The sequence below is a fragment of the Ohtaekwangia sp. genome (genome assembly GCF_036786105.1).
Lineage (GTDB): Bacteria > Bacteroidota > Bacteroidia > Cytophagales > Cyclobacteriaceae > Ohtaekwangia.
The window spans coordinates 21,971-43,566 of record NZ_DAIQRQ010000003.1 but is presented as its reverse complement, the minus strand read 5'-3'; the positions used below and the strand labels follow the sequence as shown (position 1 = coordinate 43,566).

21 protein-coding genes are annotated in these 21,596 nt (G+C 44.8%); 18 read left to right on the top strand and 3 right to left on the bottom strand.

The features are described from left to right. The first annotated feature begins 308 nt into the window (after positions 1-308). Genes V7Q33_RS02265 through V7Q33_RS02225 form a run of 9 tightly spaced genes read left to right on the top strand, consistent with a single transcriptional unit; the run spans position 309 to position 8,930 of the window. On the top strand, positions 309-1,082 hold the full coding sequence (locus V7Q33_RS02265; protein WP_333818761.1) for a ParA family protein: 774 nt from the start codon (positions 309-311) through the stop codon (positions 1,080-1,082). Positions 1,083-1,086: 4 nt separating this feature from the next. Next, positions 1,087-3,375, top strand: a complete 2,289-nt coding sequence (locus V7Q33_RS02260) for a methyl-accepting chemotaxis protein (RefSeq protein ID WP_333818760.1) — start codon at positions 1,087-1,089, stop codon at positions 3,373-3,375. Between the two features lie 11 nt (positions 3,376-3,386). After that, positions 3,387-3,902 carry a chemotaxis protein CheW gene (locus V7Q33_RS02255; RefSeq protein ID WP_333818759.1) on the top strand — a complete coding sequence of 172 codons (516 nt, stop codon included), beginning with the start codon at positions 3,387-3,389 and terminating at the stop codon, positions 3,900-3,902. Further along, positions 3,899-4,354, top strand: a complete 456-nt coding sequence (locus V7Q33_RS02250) for a chemotaxis protein CheD (RefSeq protein WP_331975958.1) — start codon at positions 3,899-3,901, stop codon at positions 4,352-4,354. Before V7Q33_RS02255 ends, V7Q33_RS02250 begins: the two co-directional genes overlap by 4 nt. A 16-nt stretch (positions 4,355-4,370) precedes the next feature. Continuing rightward, the gene (locus V7Q33_RS02245) at positions 4,371-4,727 is read left to right on the top strand and encodes a response regulator (protein WP_331975956.1); all 357 of its coding nucleotides are present in this window, start codon (positions 4,371-4,373) and stop codon (positions 4,725-4,727) included. A gap of 6 nt (positions 4,728-4,733) precedes the next feature. Beyond that, entirely contained in the window at positions 4,734-5,750 is a 1,017-nt protein-coding gene (gene cheB, locus V7Q33_RS02240; RefSeq protein ID WP_331975954.1) for a chemotaxis-specific protein-glutamate methyltransferase CheB, read from the top strand. Further along, on the top strand, positions 5,747-7,441 hold the full coding sequence (locus V7Q33_RS02235; protein ID WP_333818758.1) for a chemotaxis protein CheA: 1,695 nt from the start codon (positions 5,747-5,749) through the stop codon (positions 7,439-7,441). The genes cheB and V7Q33_RS02235 overlap by 4 nt, the downstream gene beginning before the upstream one ends. Continuing rightward, positions 7,438-8,031 (top strand): hypothetical protein, encoded by a 594-nt coding sequence (locus V7Q33_RS02230; RefSeq protein WP_333818757.1) that lies wholly within the window; start codon positions 7,438-7,440, stop codon positions 8,029-8,031. The genes V7Q33_RS02235 and V7Q33_RS02230 overlap by 4 nt, the downstream gene beginning before the upstream one ends. Before the next feature lie 53 nt (positions 8,032-8,084). Then, entirely contained in the window at positions 8,085-8,930 is an 846-nt protein-coding gene (locus tag V7Q33_RS02225; RefSeq protein WP_333818755.1) for a CheR family methyltransferase, read from the top strand. Between the two features lie 232 nt (positions 8,931-9,162). Here V7Q33_RS02225 and V7Q33_RS02220 read toward each other — a convergent pair whose 3' ends face one another. Together V7Q33_RS02220 and V7Q33_RS02215 are read right to left on the bottom strand one after the other, a co-directional pair. Continuing rightward, a complete protein-coding gene (locus V7Q33_RS02220; RefSeq protein WP_331975946.1) occupies positions 9,163-9,801 on the bottom strand; it encodes a tetratricopeptide repeat protein in 639 nt (212 codons plus the stop codon). Between the two features lie 61 nt (positions 9,802-9,862). After that, positions 9,863-10,714: a hydroxymethylglutaryl-CoA lyase gene (locus tag V7Q33_RS02215; RefSeq protein ID WP_333818754.1), complete on the bottom strand. Its 852-nt coding sequence runs from the start codon at positions 10,712-10,714 to the stop codon at positions 9,863-9,865. A 220-nt stretch (positions 10,715-10,934) separates the two neighbouring features. On the opposite strand from V7Q33_RS02215, the gene V7Q33_RS02210 reads away from it, so the two are divergent. From V7Q33_RS02210 to V7Q33_RS02185, 6 genes are all read left to right on the top strand, one after another. Beyond that, positions 10,935-12,707, top strand: coding sequence for a DUF1800 domain-containing protein (locus tag V7Q33_RS02210; protein ID WP_333818753.1), 1,773 nt, complete (start codon positions 10,935-10,937; stop codon positions 12,705-12,707). A 19-nt stretch (positions 12,708-12,726) separates the two neighbouring features. After that, positions 12,727-14,457 (top strand): DUF1501 domain-containing protein, encoded by a 1,731-nt coding sequence (locus V7Q33_RS02205; protein ID WP_333818752.1) that lies wholly within the window; start codon positions 12,727-12,729, stop codon positions 14,455-14,457. Positions 14,458-14,481: 24 nt separating this feature from the next. Beyond that, the gene (locus tag V7Q33_RS02200) at positions 14,482-15,375 is read left to right on the top strand and encodes a hypothetical protein (RefSeq protein ID WP_331975939.1); all 894 of its coding nucleotides are present in this window, start codon (positions 14,482-14,484) and stop codon (positions 15,373-15,375) included. 8 nt (positions 15,376-15,383) lie between these two features. Further along, entirely contained in the window at positions 15,384-16,613 is a 1,230-nt protein-coding gene (locus tag V7Q33_RS02195) for a hypothetical protein (protein WP_331975937.1), read from the top strand. A 177-nt stretch (positions 16,614-16,790) separates the two neighbouring features. Next, entirely contained in the window at positions 16,791-17,810 is a 1,020-nt protein-coding gene (gene murB / locus V7Q33_RS02190) for a UDP-N-acetylmuramate dehydrogenase (protein ID WP_331975935.1), read from the top strand. 766 nt (positions 17,811-18,576) lie between these two features. Next, positions 18,577-19,029 (top strand): hypothetical protein, encoded by a 453-nt coding sequence (locus tag V7Q33_RS02185; protein WP_331975933.1) that lies wholly within the window; start codon positions 18,577-18,579, stop codon positions 19,027-19,029. A gap of 1 nt (position 19,030) precedes the next feature. Here V7Q33_RS02185 and V7Q33_RS02180 read toward each other — a convergent pair whose 3' ends face one another. Next, on the bottom strand, positions 19,031-19,513 hold the full coding sequence (locus V7Q33_RS02180; RefSeq protein WP_331975931.1) for a deoxycytidylate deaminase: 483 nt from the start codon (positions 19,511-19,513) through the stop codon (positions 19,031-19,033). Positions 19,514-19,749: 236 nt separating this feature from the next. Here V7Q33_RS02180 and V7Q33_RS02175 point away from each other — a divergent pair, with 236 nt between their 5' ends. Genes V7Q33_RS02175 through V7Q33_RS02165 form a run of 3 tightly spaced genes read left to right on the top strand, consistent with a single transcriptional unit; the run spans position 19,750 to position 21,571 of the window. Then, positions 19,750-20,277, top strand: a complete 528-nt coding sequence (locus V7Q33_RS02175) for a DUF2911 domain-containing protein (protein WP_333818751.1) — start codon at positions 19,750-19,752, stop codon at positions 20,275-20,277. A 4-nt stretch (positions 20,278-20,281) separates the two neighbouring features. Next, the gene (locus V7Q33_RS02170; protein WP_333818750.1) at positions 20,282-20,794 is read left to right on the top strand and encodes a hypothetical protein; all 513 of its coding nucleotides are present in this window, start codon (positions 20,282-20,284) and stop codon (positions 20,792-20,794) included. A gap of 18 nt (positions 20,795-20,812) precedes the next feature. Then, complete coding sequence (locus tag V7Q33_RS02165; RefSeq protein ID WP_331975925.1) at positions 20,813-21,571, top strand: 3-keto-disaccharide hydrolase; 759 nt, start codon at positions 20,813-20,815, stop codon at positions 21,569-21,571. Positions 21,572-21,596 lie beyond the last annotated feature (25 nt).

The window sequence follows — 21,596 nt, the reverse complement described above, 5'->3', positions numbered from 1 at the left end:
GCAGTATAGGGCACCTTCAAAAACGGTGCCCTATACTTTTATTATGCAGTGCCACCGTTTGTTTACTATCAGAAAATGTATTTTTTCTGATCATCTTTACAATCACGTACCGGCTACACGTAATCTTTTTTAAGTATTTATACCGAAGTATAGATACGTAATAAGACAGAACTTTTCCACTTTTTAAATAGAATGAGTTCAAATCTTACAATCATATCATTACAATATCACTCTATGATATAGATCATAAAAGATTATGATTTTTGACAGTTGATCGATTAGACAAAACATTACGATCAAGTTACTGCATGACGCTTTCAATTGTCAATCATAAAGGGGGAACAGGAAAGACTACTACTACCGTAAACCTGGGGGCTTCTCTTGCACGCCTGGGGCTAAAGGTATTATTGATTGACTTGGATGCACAAGGCAATCTGGGCTACTCACTCGGTATTGCCGAAACAAGCCCAACACTGACTGAAGTTTTATTCGAAGAAGTTACGTTCGAACAAGCCCTTGTAGCACGCGAAGGAATGGATATACTGCCTGGCAACACCAGCCTGGCTGACCTCGAGCGATCATTGGGAAAAGTTGAAGTACCGTATTATGCATTACGCGATCTGCTTGGTGAATACACTAAAAAGTATGATTATATACTGCTCGATTGCCCGCCATCGCTGTCGCTGCTAACGATTAATGCACTTTGCGCCTCCAGTAGCATAATTATACCCTTGTCGTTAGAAGTACTGTCAGTACGTGGATTGGAAATGATTTTAAATACCGTAAAAGAGGTACAGAAAACACTCAACCCGTCTCTCTCAGTATTAGGTATACTTCCGGTGTTAGTGGATAAACGCAAGAATCTGAATACCGAGATTCTCGATCACATACGTGAACACCATCAATTGAAAATTTTTGACACACACATACGCGCCAACGTCAAAGCTTCCGAAGCGCCTTCTTTTGGCACGAGCATCATTCACTACGCACCGGCTGCTACCAGCGCCCAGGATTATATACACTTCGCAGACGAATTTCTAAAAACATTATCAACCAGCAATAAAAACTATGGCCCTAGGTAAAAACATGAAAAGAGAAACGATTCTCCCGGCTACAACTACGGAATCATCGGCGGTAGTAGTAACTCCGCAAGATCCGCATGAAACAACGCAACTGCAACAGGAATCGCTCGCTGCTTTCGAACAGCTTCGCCGCGAGCTGGATATACGCATGGCACAGGTAAACGTAGCCTGTATTGTATCGGAAGCTGACCTGAAGGGTAACATTACGTTTGTAAACGACACGTTGTGCGAAGTAACACAATATACACGCGAGGAATGCATCGGCCAGCCACACAACATGTTTCGTCACCCGGATACGCCGAAAGAATTGTTCCGCGAATTATGGACTACTATCCGAGCCGGCAAAATCTTCAGAGGGATAATTAAAAACAGGAAGAAAGATGGCAGCCCGTATTGGGTAGATGCGCTTATTGCTCCTGTTACGGATGCCAGCGGCAAGCCCATTAAATATATAGGTGTTCGCTACAATATCACGGAGCAGGTGCTGAAAGAAGAAGAGCTGAAAAAATCCAAGCTCGAATCAGATGGACAACTCTCCGCCATCAACGCCAGCAATCTTTATATAGCATTTGATGTTGACGGAAATATCGTAAAGGCCAACGATCTGCTCCTGAGCACACTGAAATACAGAAAGGAAGACCTGATCGGAAAACACCATCGCATATTATGCGAAGAGAACTATACCTATACGAAAGAGTACGAACGTTTCTGGAATGATCTTCGAAACGGCATTCCACAGGTAAATGAATTCAAGCGCATTGCACGCGATGGCAGCGAAGTGTGGATGCAGGCGAGCTATACACCGGTAAAAGACGAATCGGGCAACGTTGTATCCATCCTTACCATCGGCACCGATACCAGTGTGCAGAAAATTCGCAGTGCAGATTTACTCAGCCAGATGAATGCCATCGGTAAATCAAATGCCGTAGTGGAATTTACCGTAGATGGTTACATTATTACCGCCAACGAGAATTTCCTGACCACAATGGGTTATTCGTTACAAGATGTTGTAGGTAAACATCATCGCATGTTTGTTGACCCGGTATATGCACGAAGCGATGAATACCGGCAACTCTGGAGTAGTCTCTCAGACGGAAACTTTCTTGTTGATACAATCACTCGCATCAACAGACGTGGTGAAAAAGTTTACCTCCAGGCTTCTTACAATCCAATCTATGACCTGAACGGCAAACTTTCAAAAGTAGTAAAGTTTGCACTGGATGTAACAGATATGATACGCGTCATTACAGCAATGTCCGGTGGTAACCTCGGCCTCCGCTGCCAGGTTTCTGCAAATACTACCGGACTTCCTCTGGTAATCAACAAAACGCTTGACAACCTCGCATCGGTGATGAGCAACATCAATCAGGGTTCTGAAGTGGTGGCACGCTCATCTGACCTTCTTCAGCAGAAGACACAGGACATGAAGCGTAACACTACAGAAGTGGCTGCTTCTATTGCACAGATCGCCAGAGGTGCACAAGACCAGGCCCAACGCATTGACGAATCTTCCAAGCTGGTAACACAAGTGCTGCACTCCGCCGGTGAGATGGAAAAGAAAGCGGACTTCATCAGCAAAGCTGCTGCACGCGGACAGGAAGGTTCTAACGCCGGGTTGAAAACCATGAAGAACCTGGTAAAGAATATGAGCGGCATTAAAGAGTCTGCCAGTCTCACAGCACGCTCGATCAATATATTAACACAACGTTCTGAAGAGATCGGTCGCACACTTCGTGTCATTACCGATATAGCAAGTCAGACGAATCTTCTCGCCCTCAACGCGGCTATAGAAGCAGCGCGTGCGGGCGATGCCGGCCGCGGCTTCGCAGTAGTAGCCGATGAAATACGAAAGCTTGCCGAAGATTCACGCCGCTCGGCTGTTGAGATTGAAAAGATCATCAGCGATGTACAGAAAGATACGCAGGCTGCCAGTAAAGCTATCGAGAATATGGAAACCAGCGTAAATGAAGGTAGCGAAGCCACCGAAGAATCATCTCGCATATTTCAGGAGATTACTGTAACAACAGAAGAGACATTTGGGCTCTCGAAAGAAATTCTCAGTACAGCTTCCGGACAAAAGAATGCGATCGATAATGTTGTAAAAAACATGGAACAGATCGTAGTAGTAGCTGAAGAAACAGCAGCCGGTACACAACAGGTTGCCAGCGCGAGTCAGCAAATGAGCAGTGGCATGCTCGACATCTCCAAAGCTGGTGATGAATTATCGACAGTAGCCGCAGAGTTGCAAGCCAGTGTGCAGCAATTCAAATTGAAAGAGCAACTACACCATTGATCTATACTAACATGAATATGCTATCAAAAGAAGATATCAAGCCGTTATTTCATCAGGGCACACGACAAATTGTAGTGTTTCGCCTGGGAGATGAAGAATATGGCATTACCATCGATCAGATCAAGGAAGTAGCCATCACTCCGGTAATTACACGCATGCCGCAGATTCCTGCATATATACTCGGTGTCGGAAACATTCGCGGAAACATCATTGCCCTGCTGGACCTGGAAGAAAAGTTTGGTATACCCCGAAAACAGGTTACATCAATCAACGAAAAGAGTTTCACACTGGTTATTAACCACTCTGAATTTAAAATGGGTGTGCGGGTAAAAGAAGTACCGAACACACTTACCATATCTTCTGCCGATGTAGAAGAGTCGTTCTTCACCGGTAATCATGCGCACGATCAATCCTATATCACCGGTATAGTAAAACGCGACAATCGCCTGATTGTGCTTATTGATATTCTGCGTGTGCTCGGTCAGCAGGAAGTAAAACAATACGTAAACAAAGCCGTTGCAGAATGATTTCCAAGGCACTATCGATCAACGAAGTGAAGGTGTGTAAAGGGCCGGTGGAATTTGTTTGCCATGGGCTCGGCTCCTGCATAGGTCTCTTCGTAACCGATAAACTCCGTAATATTTCCGGAGGTGCACACATTCCTTTACCTCCGGGCGAGGGCAATGCCGACATGCGCGGTGCCGATGAATTACTTTCTGAACTGATGGAAGGATTCCAATCGTTGGGAAGCGATCTGGCCAATCTTCGCGCCAAGGTTGTTGGGGGTGCCCGGATAGTTTCAACACTGGCATCCTGCGGTCACAACAATACAGAATCGGTAATCTCGTTTCTTCGCACACACAAAGTATATATTGCAGCCACCGATACCGGTGGATATATATCACGCACGGCACGCTTTAACAGCGTAACGCAAGAGCTTACGATATTCACATCAGAACTCAAAACATACGCTATCTGATTTTAAAAATTCGACTATGTCTAAAAATGTATTAATCGTTGATGACTCACGCTATATGCGAATGCAAATCCAGGATGCGCTGGAGCAAAATGGATATACAGTGGTTGGACAAGCCGCCACAGGCGAACAGGCCATTGATATGGCATTTGAGCTTCAGCCCGATATTATTACACTTGACAATATACTCCCGGATATGATTGGGCTGGATATACTGAGAGCATACCGCTCAGGAGAATTATCAGCTCAGGTAATTATCATCAGTGCGGTGGGTCAGGAGTCTGTTATCCAGGAAGGATTAGGTCTCGGAGCACGTGGTTATATTGTAAAGCCTTTTACTCCGGAACAATTACTTCAGACCATTCAAGCGCTATAATCTGTTGTGCCGGCAAATAGAATTAAGATCATACTGATAGACGATTCAGGCTTTATGCGCATCCTGCTCTCCGACCTGCTTAGTGAAGATCCACTGATCGATATAGCAGGTCGTGCCAAAAACGGGTTCGAGGGGGTGCATAAATCGAAGCAGCTGAAACCGGATGTAGCGATCACGAACATGGAAATGCCAGAGTATGACGGGTGCTATTTTGTAAAAAAAATGATGACGGAGATGCCTCTTCCGATTATCCTGCTCAGTTCACTGAAGCGATATGATCCGCGCATATCCGAAGCGCTGGATGCGGGTGCATTTGCCTATGTACAGAAACCTGATAGTGCCCAAATACAAAAAGGATATACCTCTTTGAAAAGACTGGTGCACAGGGCATCGCTTATCCGCTATACACAGCCGGAAATTCCTGCTTGGGAGTCCTCAAGAAAAACAAGGTTCGATATCATCGGTATAGGTGTATCGACAGGAGGCCCGAAGACGATCGAATATATCATCAACCACCTTCCTCCTACACTGGCTATACCGGTAGTAATTGCCCAGCACATGCCGCAATCCTTTATCGAGTCATTTTCACGAAGGCTGCAGGAAACTTCCGGAAGGAACATTGTAGTAGCACAGGATGGGCAGCCACTGCAACCGGCACATATATACCTGGCTCCCGGCATTGCCAACATCCGGATAGTCGAAAGAAATTCCCAACCCGTTTTCACCTACGTTCCCGATGTATACCGGGAGTTCAACAACCCGTCTATCGATTGCCTGTTCGAATCGATGGCCGCCGTATTTGGCAAGCGTACGCTGGCGATCGTACTCACCGGCATGGGTAAAGATGGTGTATATGGTTTGCAAAAAATAAAAGAACAAGGCGGATATACCATTGCACAAGATGAGGCATCATCGGTTGTATACGGCATGCCGAAAGCAGCTTTCGAATCAGGCGCCGCATTGTATCAAATGTCTGTAAGCGAAATACCTGCATTTATCACCAGAAGTGTTTATCGTTCATGAGTACCAAAGAACAAGAATACCTTGAGATATTTCTGGCGGAAGCCATTGAGCAGATAACCGAGATAAACCGGCTGCTCACCAACCTGGAGAAAAATCCGACGGATGCTTCCATCATCAAGTCACTGTTCCGGAACATGCACACCCTCAAGGGAAATGCTACCGGTATGGGCTATACCAAGATCGCGGAAATGACGCACGTGCTCGAAGATCTCTTTGCCGCTGTACGTGATGGTAAACTGCTGATCGATGCCGACATGTTTACATCGATATACCGCGCTGCGGATATAGTGAGTGAATTGATCCGCGCAATAAAACATCCTAAAAATGTACAGTATCGCGGCATCAAAACGAAGCTGGAAGTATTGCTCCGCGAAAAAATAATCGCCATACACGAAGTTAGCCCACCGCCGGCTATAGTGGCAGAAGAAACAGAAGCTGAAACAGCACCTACCGAAGATAAAGATGATAGCAGAATTGTATTTTCGGAGCTTGTACAAGTGCCGGTGCAAAAACTGGATAACCTCCTCAACCTGGTAGGAGAACTTATTATTGAACGCGACCGGATTGTAAGTATTCTTCAAGATAGTTATACCGCGGGTGGTCAATTAGCGCGCTTCAATCGCACACTTTCCGACCTGCAATACTCGGTAATGGATGTACGGCTGGTGCAGATTGAATTTCTGTTCAACAAATTTCACCGCATCGTTCGCGATGCCGCTATACTGGAAGGTAAAACTGCCAACCTTGTGCTTGAAGGAGCCGATACTGAAATAGACCGGAATATACTTCAGGCTACCAGCGATTCACTCGTACACCTGATACGCAATGCCATCAGCCACGGTCTTGAAACACCAGAACAACGTCAAGCTGTTGGAAAGCCGGCCACAGGCACCATTACACTTACAGCAAGCAATGAAGCCGATGCTGTGGTTATTACCATACAAGATGATGGTGCCGGTATAAATCTTCAACAGATTAAAAGAAAGGCTGTTGAAAAAAAGATGCTCAGTCAGCATGAAATAGATCAGCTCAGCGAGCAGGATGTACAATTACTCATTTTTGAACCTGGCTTTTCCACCCGCGATAGTGTTACCAGCCTGGCAGGCCGCGGTGTAGGCATGGATATAGTCAAGAAAGCATTGGATTCTATTGGCGGCAGCATTCAGGTTGAATCTATTGTTGGGCAAGGTACAACGTTCAGGCTAAGTTTGCCGATGTCCATGGCGGTTAAACCTGCATTGCTCTTTGAACTCGACCGCGAAACGTTTGCCATTCCGCTCAACTATACTGAGGCCGTTACGTCCATCTATCGTTCAGCAATACATTCTGTATCTCAAACGCTGTTCACTGTATATCTTGGCAAAACCATTCCACTCTTCTTTCTCACGGATTTGCTGCAGTATAAAAATGAACATGGTACCACACCGCTGGATGCCTTTCATGCTCTTCATCCGGAAAGCCGGCTCGAAATTGTTATTGTTTCATTTCATGGAAAACAGCTGGGGCTTATTGTTGACAAGTTGCTTCAGCAAAAAGAGATCATCGAAAAGCCACTGCGCGAACCGGTAAAAGATGTAACGCTAGTGAGTGGTGTTACCATTCTTGGAAACGGCCATGTTTGCCTCGTACTAAGCGTTCCCGGTATTTTACAAACTATACATCATAATCAAACCAACAAAAAAGTTATATGATCACACATCGTTTCACGAAAGAATCAGAAAGCCGAGCGAAATCAGCGTTCGAAAAAGGCTTTGTTCATGCTGTGAGTTCATTTACTCAGTTTGCAAATATACCGGTTGATTATAAGATCGTTCACGAAGGTGTTCATACCGTAGAAGACGATGATGTAAAAGGGCTCTGCAATCTAAAAGCCGATAAATCAAATTTACTGGTCACCACCGAAATCATTGGGAATGTATTTGGCAAAAGTTATTTACTAATGACCAACCAGGAGTTTGAAATTCTTTCGGGTGGTATATATGGAAAAGATGCATCTGTGCTCACGATACGGGAGGAGTTTATTAAAGAACTGGATAACATCCTGTCCGCTTCGGTAATCACCAAACTTGCCAATGAGCTTGGGTTGAAAATATATGGTAACGTGCCGGTAATGGTTCGCCCGTTTGCATCTGAACTGGCAAGTGTAATTTTTGATGACTTCGCAGAAGATGTTTCCGGAGTATATGTTATCGCTATACATTTCAAAATTCTAAGCTATCCGGAGTTAAAGCCTTGCTTTGTATGGGTGGTCGATCAGGATATCTTCACAACCATCAACTAAATCAGGATATAAAACCCAACAAAATATTTTACAGACATTCCGATTGAATGTGAATGAATCGATTAACATATCAACACACCAATTATATCACTATTAACGATGAGGAGCTTTGCTCCCTTACGGATGCGATTTTTAACCGGCATCGCATAGACTTTACAGGTTACGAAAAGCAATCTTTGAAAAGGAGGGTTATTCGTGCCATGAGCGTTTTTGGAATGGAAGGAATCCACCACCTCTGGATACGTATACTCGCCGATCAGACATTCATTTATTCGTTTATGGATGAGATCAGCGTAGGCCTTACGGCTATGTTTCGTGACCCGATTCTTTGGAGAAAGATGAGGACGCTGTTGAACAATGAATTGCAATCCAAATCGCTACTTTCGATATGGCATGCCGGATGTTCAACCGGTGAAGAGATCTATACTATGAACATTGTAGCCCGCGAATCCATACACAAGCAGAGCATTCGCTCCTGGGCAACCGATATCAGCAAGCAAGCGCTGGAAACAGCCAGACGCGGCGAGTATTCTATTGCAAAACTTGCTGAATACGAACGCAATTATAAAGAGTATAATTTACAAGGTTCGCTAAAATGGCACTACCAGAAAAATGATCAAAACTTTGTACTTGATTCATCCCTAAACCGGCATGTAACATTCAACTATCACAACCTCATCACCGATTCATATTCGTATCACTTCGATATAATCTTCTGCCGCAACGTAATGATCTACTTCGATAACGACACAAAAGTAAAGCTGTTTGATAAATTCTATAATGCCCTGAACCCGGGCGGGTTGCTCATCATTGGTTTTTATGATGCCGTGATGCCTCTGATCGATAATCGCAAGTTCGCCATTATGGATCTGGATGCAAAGATTTTTATGAAGATATAGGGTAAGCAGTTTAAAACCGTTATCAGTTACACGTTAACAGTTAATCGTTATTGTTTTTACCCTACGTCCGAGTCAGATGCATGCCTACAGGGGCTGTTAAACTATTAACGTATAACTAGCCATTAACGACTAACGAATAGCTTATAGGAACAAAAATGCATTTATTTCCCACAGAAATCACAGATAACTACTAATAACCTGTAACTATTAACCTGTAACAGATAACGTACACCTAATAGCTGCCGTCATTCTCCTGTGTCTTCTGATTACATTTTTCTTTAATGACTTCGTAAGCTTTGAGATCGCCGAGCTCGCCTGCCTTGCTAAGATCGAGGCAGCCATTCTTTACATCACCGAAATCAATTCGCAGAATGCCACGCATATAGTAAGCATCTACATTTTTAGGGTTGATCTGGATGATCTTGGAGCAGTCGTTGATGGCATCTTCGTATGCCTGCAGAAATTGCTTTGCCTTTCCGCGGTTGAAGTACGCTTCGATATAATTTTCGTTGATATTGATGGCAGAGCTGAAGTCGGTAATGGCGCCATAATAATCCTGCAGCTTCATCTTTACATTGCCTCGTGAAAAGAATGCATCGGCAAATTTCGGATTCTTCTCAATCGCTATATTATAGTCTTTCATGGCACCGTGGCGGTCATCGAAACGATCTTTGATATTGCCGCGCAGGTAATACGCCACGGCATAATTCGGATCCAATTCAATCGCCTTGTTTACGTTGAGCAATGACTCCATGAACTCGTTGCGCTCGTATAATTCGCGACCTTTTTGTGTATAGTCTTTGGCCGTTTGTGCCATCGCAGCAATTCCAGAACAAAGGATGACGCACGCAACTAAAATATGTTTTTTCATATCATCGAATTTAAACAAAAGTAAACGAATATCGGGCCACAAAAGTCAGGAAGTAATATTTTCAATGCTTTGGAAATATTTCGTCAGCCAATTTTAACGCTTCCGCGAATGCCTTTGTGTCTACTCCTGTATTTATACCGTGCTGTTCCAGACAGAACAAAATGTTTTCGGTAGCTACATTCCCTACCAGTTCATCTTCTGCCATCGGGCAACCACCATACCCGCGAATAGCACCATCAAAGCGCTTGCATCCGGCTTGGTAGGCAGCCACAATCTTTTCCGTGGCCGTGACTGGCGTTGAATGCAGATGTACACCCAACTCTATGGCTGGGTAACGTGCCGAGAGTGTTGAGAACAGCGTTCTGATATTATCGGGATTCGAAACACCAATGGTATCGGCCAGCGATATAATGCTACACCCGAGTGTGATCAGGATATCTACAAATTGTTCTGCAATAGAAGTATCATACGGATCTCCATACGGATTACCAAAGCCCATGCTGATGTAGGTCACCAATGTTTTACCGGATGCAGCACAAAGATTTTGAATTTCAGCAATGGTGTTGAGTGCTTCAGCAATTGACTTATTGGTATTGCGCTGCTGAAATGTTTCCGATATAGACATCGGGAAACCGAGATAGGTAATCCCTTCGTGCTTACAGGCTTCTTCTGCTCCACGCGTGTTGGCGATAATCGCCAACAACCTGGAACGACTCTCCCTCCATTGCAGGTGTTCGAGTACAATGGCTGTATCCCGAAGCTGTGGTATCGCTTTCGGTGATACAAAGCTCCCGAAGTCGATCGTATCAAAACCAACCTTTAATAGTTGATTAAGATATTGTATTTTCTGCTCGGTGGGAATGAACTTCTCAAGTCCCTGCATCGCATCGCGCGGACATTCTATAATCTTCATAGTATCAGCAAAAATAGTCGCTATATATACCCGTGCAAACGCAATCTATACCTGATAAACACAACACAGCGTATCATTGTTCTTTGCGGCTCATACCCTGGTGACTCAAAACCATAGGAAAATAGTTTCAATTATCGGAAGCTAATGCAGTTTATCACCCATTTGGAATTAATTTGTAAAGATTATTGGATTAAAAGCATCCAAAACTACCCTACATTATATGCCACTACCCGAATATGGAGGAGCCCTGGGCCAGAAACGAGCCGCCCATTTGCTCCGAAGAGCAACATTTGGTGCCACCAAACAACAGATCGATTCCTTTGCAGCACTCACTCCTGCGCAAGCTATCACTCAACTTTTCAGACAAACGCTTTCAGATCCTGTATTACCCATCGATCCTAAAACCGGTTCAGAATGGGTAACTACCGGTACGACAGGAGCTAACAGCGAAAATAGAGACTTGATGAACTACCTGCTGGGCTGGTTCCTCGGCCAGATGATGAACAGCTCGCTAGCCTATAGTGCGCGCGAAAAGATTGTACATTTTCTGCACACGCACTTTACCATGCGCACCGAAAAGGTTGGTAACACCCGCTCTATATATTATCAGAACCAGCTCTTCCGCCAGTTTGCACTCGATGCTACTTCGGCCAATGCTGCCGTAAATTTCAAAACACTCACAGTAAAAGTCAGTGTTGACAACGCCATGTTGGAATTACTCGATGGCAAGCTCAATGTAAAGGGAAGCTTCAACGAAAATTATGCACGCGAGCTGCTGGAATTATACTCAATAGGTCGTGGTCTTGAAGTAGATCCGCCGGCTACTTCCGGGCAGGAAGGCGACTACGGTGTATATACGGAAGACGATGTAAAAACCGCAGCACGCATCTTAACCGGCTGGGATGTTGATGATACTTACAAGAACATCGATCCAGATACCAATCTTCCGCGTGGTAAAGTAAAGGGAAGCGAGACCGGAACCAATGCTTCTTCGCACGATAATGATGAAACCAAACCCAAAAAATTCAGTTCAAATTTTAAAAGCACATTATTCCCTGATAATACAATTACTCCCGACCCCCTGTTAATGCCTGCGGGCACTCCCACCGAGGACAGCGCATTGGATGAGATCACCAAGCTTATCGATCTGATATACGAGCAGGATGAAACCGCCCGGCACATCTGCCGCAAGGTATACCGTTTCTTTGTGTGGGCGCCGCATACAAAAGCAGAGACAGACCCTATCGAAGCAAATGTTATTGAAGAAATGGCCAATACATTCAAGGCGAATAACTTCAAGCTGCAGCCCGTAATCGAGAACTTATTGCGCAGTCAGCATTTTTATGATGCCGCCGCCGGTGTTACAGATGATGGGTATGGCGGATTGATTAAATCACCGATCGATCTCATCATTGGCACGTTGAAATTCTTTAATGTGCAGCTGCCTGATCTCAGCACACAAACAGAACAGTTTTATGCCATGACGAGCAAAATACTCAGCGAAGTAGAAAACCTGGGTATGGCATACTATAATCCGTATGATGTAGCGGGATATGAAGCGTATCATCAATTCCCGGTGTTTCATCGTTACTGGATCACCACCAGCTCGCTGAGCAAACGCTATATATTTATAGAGAAGCTGCTGGATGCCACTGCCCCGCTCGATCCGCTCACCGTAAACAGCTATGAGTTTATCAAAGCTAACTTTGCCGGCGTAGCTGCGAATGCTGAGGCACTGGTAAAAGAATTAGTAATATACCTGCTGCCGCACCACGATGATCTCACCTTTACCGATGGTGCCGATACAACGGCCAGCCTCACCGCCAAGCGACTTATCTATTTCAAGAAGCGCTTCCTTACCGATGTGAACACCGATCCGGAAGGATACTGGACCACCACCTGGAATGCAGGAACCGACCTGGAAGAACTACGCCTGTGGCTGAACCGGTTGCTCAATACTATTTTACAATCGCCCGAATATCAATTAGCCTAACCTTCACCCTACCCTATATATGAATAAATCAAGAAGAGATTTCTTAAAGAAACTTCCTTTAGCGATGAGTATTCCTTTTACAATAGAGGGAATAACCATGCGGGTAATGGGCCAGGATAACACCCTGACAAAGCTTGCTGCAGCTGCCGGCAGTACCGACCGTGTATTGATCATTCTGCAAATGCACGGGGGTAATGATGGTTTGAATTGCTGTATACCGATAGCAAAGTATGCCGAATACTATAGCAAGCGTGCCAACATTGCAATACCTGCTGCCAACAGTTTGCGTAAATATGTACCGCTCGACAGCACCCTGGATGAAAATGCGCAGATCGGTCTTCATCCGGACATGATCGCAATGAAAACGCTGTACGATCAGGGCCGCATGACGATCGTGCAAGGTGTATCGTATAAGAATAACAACGGCTCGCACTTTCGCGGACGCGATATACAATTTATGGGTGGCTCTTATAGCGATTACTTTCAATCCGGATGGCTGGGCCGTTACCTGCAGGGAGAATATGCACCCGATCGTTACCCGGAAGATTTTCCGACTGCAGACATGAAAGATCCGCTGGCCATTGAGATTGGCAATGACGAATCGCTCATCTTTCACCAGGAGGGAAATATACCTACCTCATTTACTTTATCGGAAGACGGACTTGACGATCTCACCAACCTGGAAGGGTTCTTTGAAAATCAATCAACCGATCCACGCGGTATACCTCCGGAGTATCTGAAAGACTCTTACTATTATAAAGAGTTAAAATGGATTCTTGATCTGGAAGATAAAACACAAAGCTATACCGAGCGATTGATTGCACTGCTGAAGAACAGCCAGCCAACAACCGTAACCTATCCGGAATCATATCCTTTTAATGCTCCTTCAGGAAGTTTGCGTAATCCATTACAAAAACAATTGAAACTGGTGGCGCGCCTGTTGAGCACCGAATGTAAAACACGCGTGTTCCTGGTAAAGATCGGAGGGTTTGATACGCATGCCGATCAGGTAGAGAAGTATGATCCAACCATGGGATCGCATGCAGCGCTCATGTATCACGTGGCCACGAGCATGAAAGCGTTTCAGGAAGATTTACGTGCACGCGGCATTGAAGATCGCGCACTGACAGTAACTACTTCAGAATTTTCGCGCAGAGTAACTTCAAATGCAAGTTATGGAACAGATCACGGTACAGCCGGACCGTTGTTCATCTTCGGCAAAGGTGCACGTCCCGGTGTGATTGGCGATGCGTTCGCAACGAATGGCTCGAACCTCGTCATGCAGTACGATTACCGGAATGTATATGCCAACATTATGCGCGACTGGATGGGCGTTAGTGATACACAGCTTGATAAGATATTCCCGTATTCCGATGACGATGCTTCGAAGGGCGGATTGATGACCACGAGTACATCGGATGGAACGCGGTTCGAAGCATTACCCCTCGCACAGCAAACCATTACCGGCAACGAAGGATTTATAGGCGATCGCTTTGCCCTGGAAGATTGCTATCCTAACCCGGCGAAAGATAAAACCACGGTGCACTTCCGTGTGAACAGTGCCTATCATGTAACGATAAATCTTTATACCAGCGAAGGCAAAAAAATAAAGCCGATGGTAGACGGAGTATATACCCCGGGCGAACATACAGTAGAAGTTGATCTTACCGGTTTGCCTGTTGGTACGTATGTTTATGAATTGAAAACCGGATTTTATAAAGAAGCCAAGAAACTCGTCATCACAAAATAAAAAAACGAACCTCCACAATCCCTTATGAAAAACCTTTACCTCTTGCTGCTTTGTCTTTTACTGGCAGCCAACGTCTCGTTGGCGCAAAGTAAAAAACGAAAATCTCCGGCAGCCTATAACAAACAGAATAAAGAGAACGAACGCTTTCTCGAAAAGCAATGGTGGCTTGGCATAACCGGTGGCATGAACCTCACCAGGGTAAATGTAATCACCAACTTCTCCATTATATCGCCTACCAACTACGATGCTTCCGCGAGTGGCAAGAAATATAAAAACTTCAACCTCGTGGGAAGTCAGTTTTCGATGGAAGCCATGTTTTACTACAAGCGCTTTACATTCAGTACACAGCCTACATTTCAGCACAGCCGCTTTGCTTACTCGAACCAGTATACCTGGCTTACCAGCACTGAAAACAATTCCAACTACGTGCAGCTGAACTACGCACAGGAGCAGAAAGCAGATCATGTATTGATCCCGTTGCTCATCAAATACGAATTGGGTGGCAATAAACTCAGACCCTATGTGCAGATCGGTTGGTTTCAGGCAATACGTGTGGGAGCCACCAAGTCGGTTACCGTATCGGGTATAGATCAGGCTTCCGGAGGGAAAAATGAATTTAGTGACGAACCCGTTACGGTTGGTGCCAAAGATCTTTTTGCGAAAAATTACTGGGGCTTCACCGGCGGTGCCGGTGTATACTATACGTTGGGCAACAACGTGCGTCTTAACCTCGATGTGCAGTATAAATATGGCATGAGCAACATTACATCTACCAAGAACCGGTATAGCAACGACCGTCTGGCCGGTATAGGCGATGCGATGGACGATCTGAACATGGATAACCTGTCTGTATCAGTCGGTTGTTTGTTCCCGTTACGCTTCCTGGAGAGTGGTTTCAAATCATTAGACCGTAAATGATGCCGATTATGTTTAGAAAAATACTTTCATCATCTTTTATAGTATCGGCCGCATTCCTCCTTACCATGTGTGGAGAAGCCGATAATCCGCAGGCTGAAATGAATCAGTTTGTTTCAATTTTCGACAACAACCAGTTCAATGCAGGGTTCAATCCTGTAGACATGCTGCAAACCGCCGATGGTGGTTATGTTGTGCTGGCCGAAGAAAAAGTTACCGACACTACTGAGATTCCCAACATCTACTTATTGAAAGCCGATAAGTATGGCAATTTTGTGAAAGAACTTGAGCTTGGCGATACATTGATCAATCCGGTAGGAAAACTGTCTCTGATAAACGACAAATTATATTTCTTCTGCATGGTATCAGTCGTGAAGGCCAATGGTAAAGATGCACGGCTCGCATCCGTAGACGTCAACCTCGATGGATTTAAAACCACGAATGTAAGTGGCATCACCTACCCTGCTGCAGCATCACTGGCTTTGAGCGGCAATCAATTTGTATTGCTCAGCTATAATATAGACGACAAGGTTTCGGTGATCTCTACGGTAACAACCGAGGGCGCAGTAACCGCTTCGAAGTCCTATACTGTAGGCGAAGGCGACAATAGCGAAGAACCGATACTCAATCATTTCCTGCGCACGGGTACACAGTTTCCTTTTGATGTGGGCCAGCTCGCAGGAGGCATTTACTACTTCAACGGTTTCTGGAATTATACTTTCTCGTTGGTATTTACCGACCTGAACCCGGATAACAAAGAACCGGTGGGATATGTGAATGGCTATAACGACAAAGGAGGTTTCAGCGCACTGGTTCCGCTGAGTGCGAGTAAATATGCAGCCGCACGATTCAATTTTGGGAACAACTACTTCTTGCCGAACCTCTCCCTGGCGGCTACCGAGAAAAAAAATGCCGATCAACTGGGTGGACTTACGCTACTGGAACTTATTGACAACACCAAAGTAAAAATACTTCGCGCGACATTGAACGGAAAGAATGTGCTGATCTATGGTGCCGATACACAAACACGACAGATTGGACTATATTTTTACAATGAAGCAGACGGTGCATTTATAGGCAGCCGCTACCTCGGGTTCTCAAATCCGTTTCAGATCGGCAGCCTGATTGCTACCGAGGACGGAGGAGTTGCTGTATGCGGCATTACCTACCTGGCCGGACGCTTTCCGCGCATTTGTATCTTTAAACTTTCCAAAGAAGAAGTTGCATCGAACGTGAAGTAGTGCGTAAGATTGTCCCATGCAATCCGGCACAACGCATATTCACAGCACCGTAAACTATATACAGGCCATTGAATGGTTCATTCAATGGCCTGTTCTATGTATGGCGGGCATGATTATAGAGCTCGTTGCACCTTACCGGATGGGCTATACTTCACTATCATCACATCGATCTGACACATGATCATCCAGAAAAATGTAAGTCTCGCGCCTTTCAACACGTTTGGAATACAGGCAACAGCAAAAGAATTTACCGTCCTTCATTCCATCGAAGATGTGCAACGGCTGGTTGCTTCGGATATATTCCGCGATCAGCGTGTATTGATACTCGGTGGCGGCAGCAATATCCTCTTCACAAAAGATTTTGATGGCCTTGTTGCCAAAATAGAGATCAAAGGAAGAGAAGTTATGCACAAAGATGATGACCACGTGGTGTTGAAAGCAGGTGCAGGCGAGAACTGGCATGCTTTGGTTATGTACTGCGTGGATAATAACTGGGGTGGCGTAGAAAATCTATCGCTTATACCGGGCACGATGGGTGCTGCTCCGATGCAAAACATTGGCGCGTATGGTGTAGAGATCAAAGATGTAATTGAAAGTGTGGATGCGATTGATGTTCGCAGCGGTTTGATCAGAACTTTTAGCAACGCAGCGTGTCGTTTTGGTTATCGTGAAAGTATTTTCAAGCAGGAAGTAAAGGATCAATACATCATGGTGAGTGTTACATTACGACTTACCACGCGAAATCATCGCTTCAACAGCAGTTATGGTGCAGTAACGGATACCATGAAAGCATTAGGCCATCATGAATTATCGGTTCGCGCGATCAGCGATGCCGTTATCCACATTCGCAGAAGCAAACTTCCCGATCCTGCTATGATTGGTAATGCCGGAAGCTTCTTCAAAAATCCTACGATTGATGCATCATTATACGAAGCGTTAAAGAAAACGTACCCGGATATTCCCGGATATACTGCTGGAAGTGCCTTGTTTAAAGTACCTGCCGCGTGGTTAATAGAACAATGTGGATGGAAAGGAAAAACATTTAACAGCATTGGTGTACATCAGCATCAGGCGCTTGTGTTGGTGAACTACGGAGGTGGTGAAGGAGAAAAAATATGGGAGCTCGCCATGAATATTCAGTCGAGTGTCAAAGAAAAATTCAACATTATACTACATCCTGAAGTGAATGTTATTTGAGTAATGATGTTGATATGTATCACATCTCCATCTCGCATCAACAACATCATTTTATTATTCAATGCATGTTCATCATTGCTTCATCACTCGTTAAAAATTGTTGGTTGAAAAAATTTTTTGCGAAAAATTTTTGCGGATAAATTTTTTGTTACTACTTTTCGTATAGTTTAAACATAAAATTAAAACGCTATGGCAAAATCAGCGAAGAAAGCAGCTAAGAAGTCTGCAAAAAAGACTGCTAAGAAAGCTGCTAAGAAGAAGAAGTAATTAGGTTTTGACCTAAGAAACTTTGCGAAGGGAAGTAAATCGGATTTACTTCCCTTTCGTTTTTTATAACACCTTCGTTACGCGCTATACATTTTGCATATCATCCTCTCCATCCTGATCCTATCGCAGCTCTCCTCTTCATTTTTTATCTATACAATGGCATGAGCGCTGTTTCTTACCTATTTTTCATTCAAAGATGTCTCTCTGAAAACATAGTGCATGCCTATACATTGTTAAACTTCAGCTTTAAGTGGCTCTGCGCGCGGCTGATTCATCCATGATCACCACTTCAACTACCATTAGCTACCTATATTCACCAGTATACAACACGAGACGGCATGAATAATGGTCAACAGATATAGGTTACGGATGCATTCATCACCGGCACACCGGCAAATTGATTCACTGTCATCTTTATAATTATACAGCATACACCATCGTTTAATCATTGCAAACTGATTGATGTTCGGTGGTGACTCGTATTAAAGAAACGCAATACATGCGTGCGAACAGCATCACAAATCGCCCGATCCACATTCGGTTGCGTAAATTTTATGCACATGACGCTTGTCTTACGCTTGCATCACTCGTAACTTTCTCTAGTCAAAACAACAAACGACTCATAACCATGGCAAAAACAACAACCGCTAAAACAGCAACTGCTACCAAAGCTCCGGCAAAAACTACACGGGCAAAAGCAACACCTTCATTCGATATTGAAAAGGCAAGTGAAGAAGCTTTGAAGAAACTACAGGAATTAGGAATTGATCAGCAACTGCAATCCGATCTTGAGTGGTGCCTAGGCAGTTATCGTCACGATAAAAATCCTTCGGGTTTATATGAAGCAGTAGGCCGCGCTGTTACCGTATTCAATGCTGAGAAGACCAAGAAAACAAAGGGAATAACCGTTAAGCTGATTGGTGATCTCGAAAAAGCACTGAAAGTGCAGTAATCTATATCATGTGCGTCACGTTCGTGAGTGACCCGCTAAACTTTTCCACCTCTACCCCAAACTTTAGAAGGAAGTCGACACCTTCATCGGAAGGTATTCCTTTGTACTGAGCATACGAATTCAGGTATACCACCTTACGGATACCCATCGAGTAAATAATCCGCGAACATGCCAGGCAGGGAGACAGCGTTATATACAATGTCGCTCCTTCTACTGAAGTTTTATTTTTCACGGCATACAAGATAGCATTCTGCTCTGCGTGAAGCGCGAGTGAACACCCTCCCTTGGAATCGCGAGGGCAACCTGTATCGGGCCATTCTTCATCGCAGTTGTGTGTTCCTGCCGGCGGACCATTATACCCGATGGATATAATGCGTGTATCTTTTGCAAGCACAGCACCAACGTGACGCTTGATACAATGTGAACGTCTGGCCAGATTTATTGCCAGCTCCATGTAGATATCATCAAAAGCAGGACGAGACATGGGCGTAAAAGTAAAAAAAAGCTACGAGCTTTTTTTTAAACTGCTGGCTGCTGGCTACGAGCCACCAGACGTGTGAGGTGAATGGATTGTATGGTGCTTCTATACTTCGGCATTCGTTGATCGATGTTCCTTGTCAGGCATTCGCGAAATAGCTGTAGCCGACCCAGCAGCTCGTAGCTGCGGCTAGCAGCTATTTAATCTGCAGATGAATTCTAAATTATTATCTTTAAAACCGAATGACACGATATATTCTCACATTTTACTGTCTGGTATTTTTCACTCCAGGATGGACACAGGAAATCCGTCCGCGAACCAGTCCACTCGATGTTATCTCCATGCGTTATAAAGAGTCGTATGTCAAGCTCACATATTCACAACCCTATAAGAACGGACGCGAAATTTTTGGCAAGCTTATTCCATTTGGAAAGGAATGGAGCCCTGGTGCCAATGAAGCGACCGAGATCACGCTTACCAAAGACCTTACCTTTAAAGGCTTCCTGGTAAAGGCCGGAACATATTCTATATTTACTATACCCGATAAGGAAAAATGGACCATCATTGTAAACAAAGATGTAGGCCTGTGGGGTTCGTATAATTATAACCAGAAGCAGGACCTGATTCGCTTCGATGTGCCCGTGCAATCTACTGGCAACCTTATTTACGAGCCACTCACCATGAAATTTGACCAGCGAAATGATGTGGCAGACCTTTTGATAATGTGGGACAGAACAAAGATTAGTATTCCGATTAAGTTCATAAATTAAACTCATGATCCGCGCTATCCTTCCGGTCCTGTTCTTGTTAATGGTATCCCTGGTGCATGCTCAAAGCATTGAGGAGCTTGAAAAGAGAAATGGCTTTAAAGGTATTCAGCTGGGCGCTGTAGCCGATTCGGTGAAAGGCTCCAAAATGAAAAAAGAGTTTAAAGAGAAGGACGTTTACCCGGCCAAGCTATATTCTGTGGAGCATACCGACTATGAAAAGATTGGTGAAGTGAGGGTGAAAGATATCGAGATGAAGGCCTATAAGGATCTGATCTACGAGATTACTGTGACTACCGAAAAAGATCCGCGTCTGATGAAAGCACTGGAATCGCTCTACGGCAAGGCGGACTATGATATGAAAAACCAATTATACTTCTGGAAGAGCGATCGCATTATGCTACGTTTCAAAGCAACCGGTAAGCACGAACTTATATTGGAATATACCTCTCCTGTTGTTCGCAACATGATGAAAGAAGACAAGGAGAAAAAAGTGAACGACATAGCCAACGACTTCTAATTAATAAACCAGACGAATATGCAAAAAGCCAATCATCTGCTTGTGGCACTGGCACTGTTAGGTGCCGCGAATGCCGTGCAAGCCCAGGATCAACCTAACAAAAAAACTCCCGAGTCATCTGAAATATGGGAACCACAACCCCGCATCATTACACCTGCCGAGAAAACAGGCGATGCACCTTCGGATGCCACTGTATTGTTTGACGGAAAATCGCTTGACAACTGGGTATGCATCGATGGCACGGCCCCGAAGTGGACTATAAAAGATGGTGCTGTAACGGTAGTGGCGGGGAGCAAAGATATAAAGACGAAAAAAGAGTTCGGTGATTTTCAATTGCACGTAGAGTGGCGCTCACCTGCGGAGGTTGACCCGAAACAAGTAAGCCAGGGACGCGGTAACAGCGGTATATTTCTGCAGGAACGCTACGAAGTACAGGTGCTCGATAACTACAACAACAAGACTTACGCCAACGGCCAGGCCAGTTCTATCTACAAACAACACATACCGCTGGTGAATGCGTGCCGCAAGCCCGGAGAGTGGCAGGTATACGATATATACTTTACCGCACCACGCTTTAATGCAGAAGGACGTGTTCTTGTTCCTGCCTATGTAACCGTAGTGCACAATGGAGTGCTTTCGCAAAATCACGTAGCGATCTGGGGCCCTACAGAATATATAGGTTTACCGGTATACAAGGCTTACGAAAAGGGTCCGATCCGCCTGCAGGATCACGGCAACCCGGTAAGCTATCGGAATATCTGGATCCGCGATCTTTGAGATAGCTGCGGGCTACGAGCTGCCA

What these genes read in the sequence shown, in the direction of transcription:
- V7Q33_RS02265 (WP_333818761.1), top strand. Translation starts at nt 309, where the DNA reads ATGACGCTTTCAATTGTCAATCATAAAGGGGGAACAGGAAAGACTACT.
- V7Q33_RS02260 (WP_333818760.1), top strand. Translation starts at nt 1,087, where the DNA reads ATGAAAAGAGAAACGATTCTCCCGGCTACAACTACGGAATCATCGGCG.
- V7Q33_RS02255 (WP_333818759.1), top strand. Translation starts at nt 3,387, where the DNA reads ATGAATATGCTATCAAAAGAAGATATCAAGCCGTTATTTCATCAGGGC.
- V7Q33_RS02250 (WP_331975958.1), top strand. Translation starts at nt 3,899, where the DNA reads ATGATTTCCAAGGCACTATCGATCAACGAAGTGAAGGTGTGTAAAGGG.
- V7Q33_RS02245 (WP_331975956.1), top strand. Translation starts at nt 4,371, where the DNA reads ATGTCTAAAAATGTATTAATCGTTGATGACTCACGCTATATGCGAATG.
- V7Q33_RS02235 (WP_333818758.1), top strand. Translation starts at nt 5,747, where the DNA reads ATGAGTACCAAAGAACAAGAATACCTTGAGATATTTCTGGCGGAAGCC.
- V7Q33_RS02230 (WP_333818757.1), top strand. Translation starts at nt 7,438, where the DNA reads ATGATCACACATCGTTTCACGAAAGAATCAGAAAGCCGAGCGAAATCA.
- V7Q33_RS02225 (WP_333818755.1), top strand. Translation starts at nt 8,085, where the DNA reads ATGAATCGATTAACATATCAACACACCAATTATATCACTATTAACGAT.
- V7Q33_RS02220 (WP_331975946.1), bottom strand. Translation starts at nt 9,801, where the DNA reads ATGAAAAAACATATTTTAGTTGCGTGCGTCATCCTTTGTTCTGGAATT.
- V7Q33_RS02215 (WP_333818754.1), bottom strand. Translation starts at nt 10,714, where the DNA reads ATGAAGATTATAGAATGTCCGCGCGATGCGATGCAGGGACTTGAGAAG.
- V7Q33_RS02210 (WP_333818753.1), top strand. Translation starts at nt 10,935, where the DNA reads ATGCCACTACCCGAATATGGAGGAGCCCTGGGCCAGAAACGAGCCGCC.
- V7Q33_RS02205 (WP_333818752.1), top strand. Translation starts at nt 12,727, where the DNA reads ATGAATAAATCAAGAAGAGATTTCTTAAAGAAACTTCCTTTAGCGATG.
- V7Q33_RS02200 (WP_331975939.1), top strand. Translation starts at nt 14,482, where the DNA reads ATGAAAAACCTTTACCTCTTGCTGCTTTGTCTTTTACTGGCAGCCAAC.
- V7Q33_RS02195 (WP_331975937.1), top strand. Translation starts at nt 15,384, where the DNA reads ATGTTTAGAAAAATACTTTCATCATCTTTTATAGTATCGGCCGCATTC.
- murB (WP_331975935.1), top strand. Translation starts at nt 16,791, where the DNA reads ATGATCATCCAGAAAAATGTAAGTCTCGCGCCTTTCAACACGTTTGGA.
- V7Q33_RS02185 (WP_331975933.1), top strand. Translation starts at nt 18,577, where the DNA reads ATGCGTGCGAACAGCATCACAAATCGCCCGATCCACATTCGGTTGCGT.
- V7Q33_RS02180 (WP_331975931.1), bottom strand. Translation starts at nt 19,513, where the DNA reads ATGTCTCGTCCTGCTTTTGATGATATCTACATGGAGCTGGCAATAAAT.
- V7Q33_RS02175 (WP_333818751.1), top strand. Translation starts at nt 19,750, where the DNA reads ATGACACGATATATTCTCACATTTTACTGTCTGGTATTTTTCACTCCA.
- V7Q33_RS02170 (WP_333818750.1), top strand. Translation starts at nt 20,282, where the DNA reads ATGATCCGCGCTATCCTTCCGGTCCTGTTCTTGTTAATGGTATCCCTG.
- V7Q33_RS02165 (WP_331975925.1), top strand. Translation starts at nt 20,813, where the DNA reads ATGCAAAAAGCCAATCATCTGCTTGTGGCACTGGCACTGTTAGGTGCC.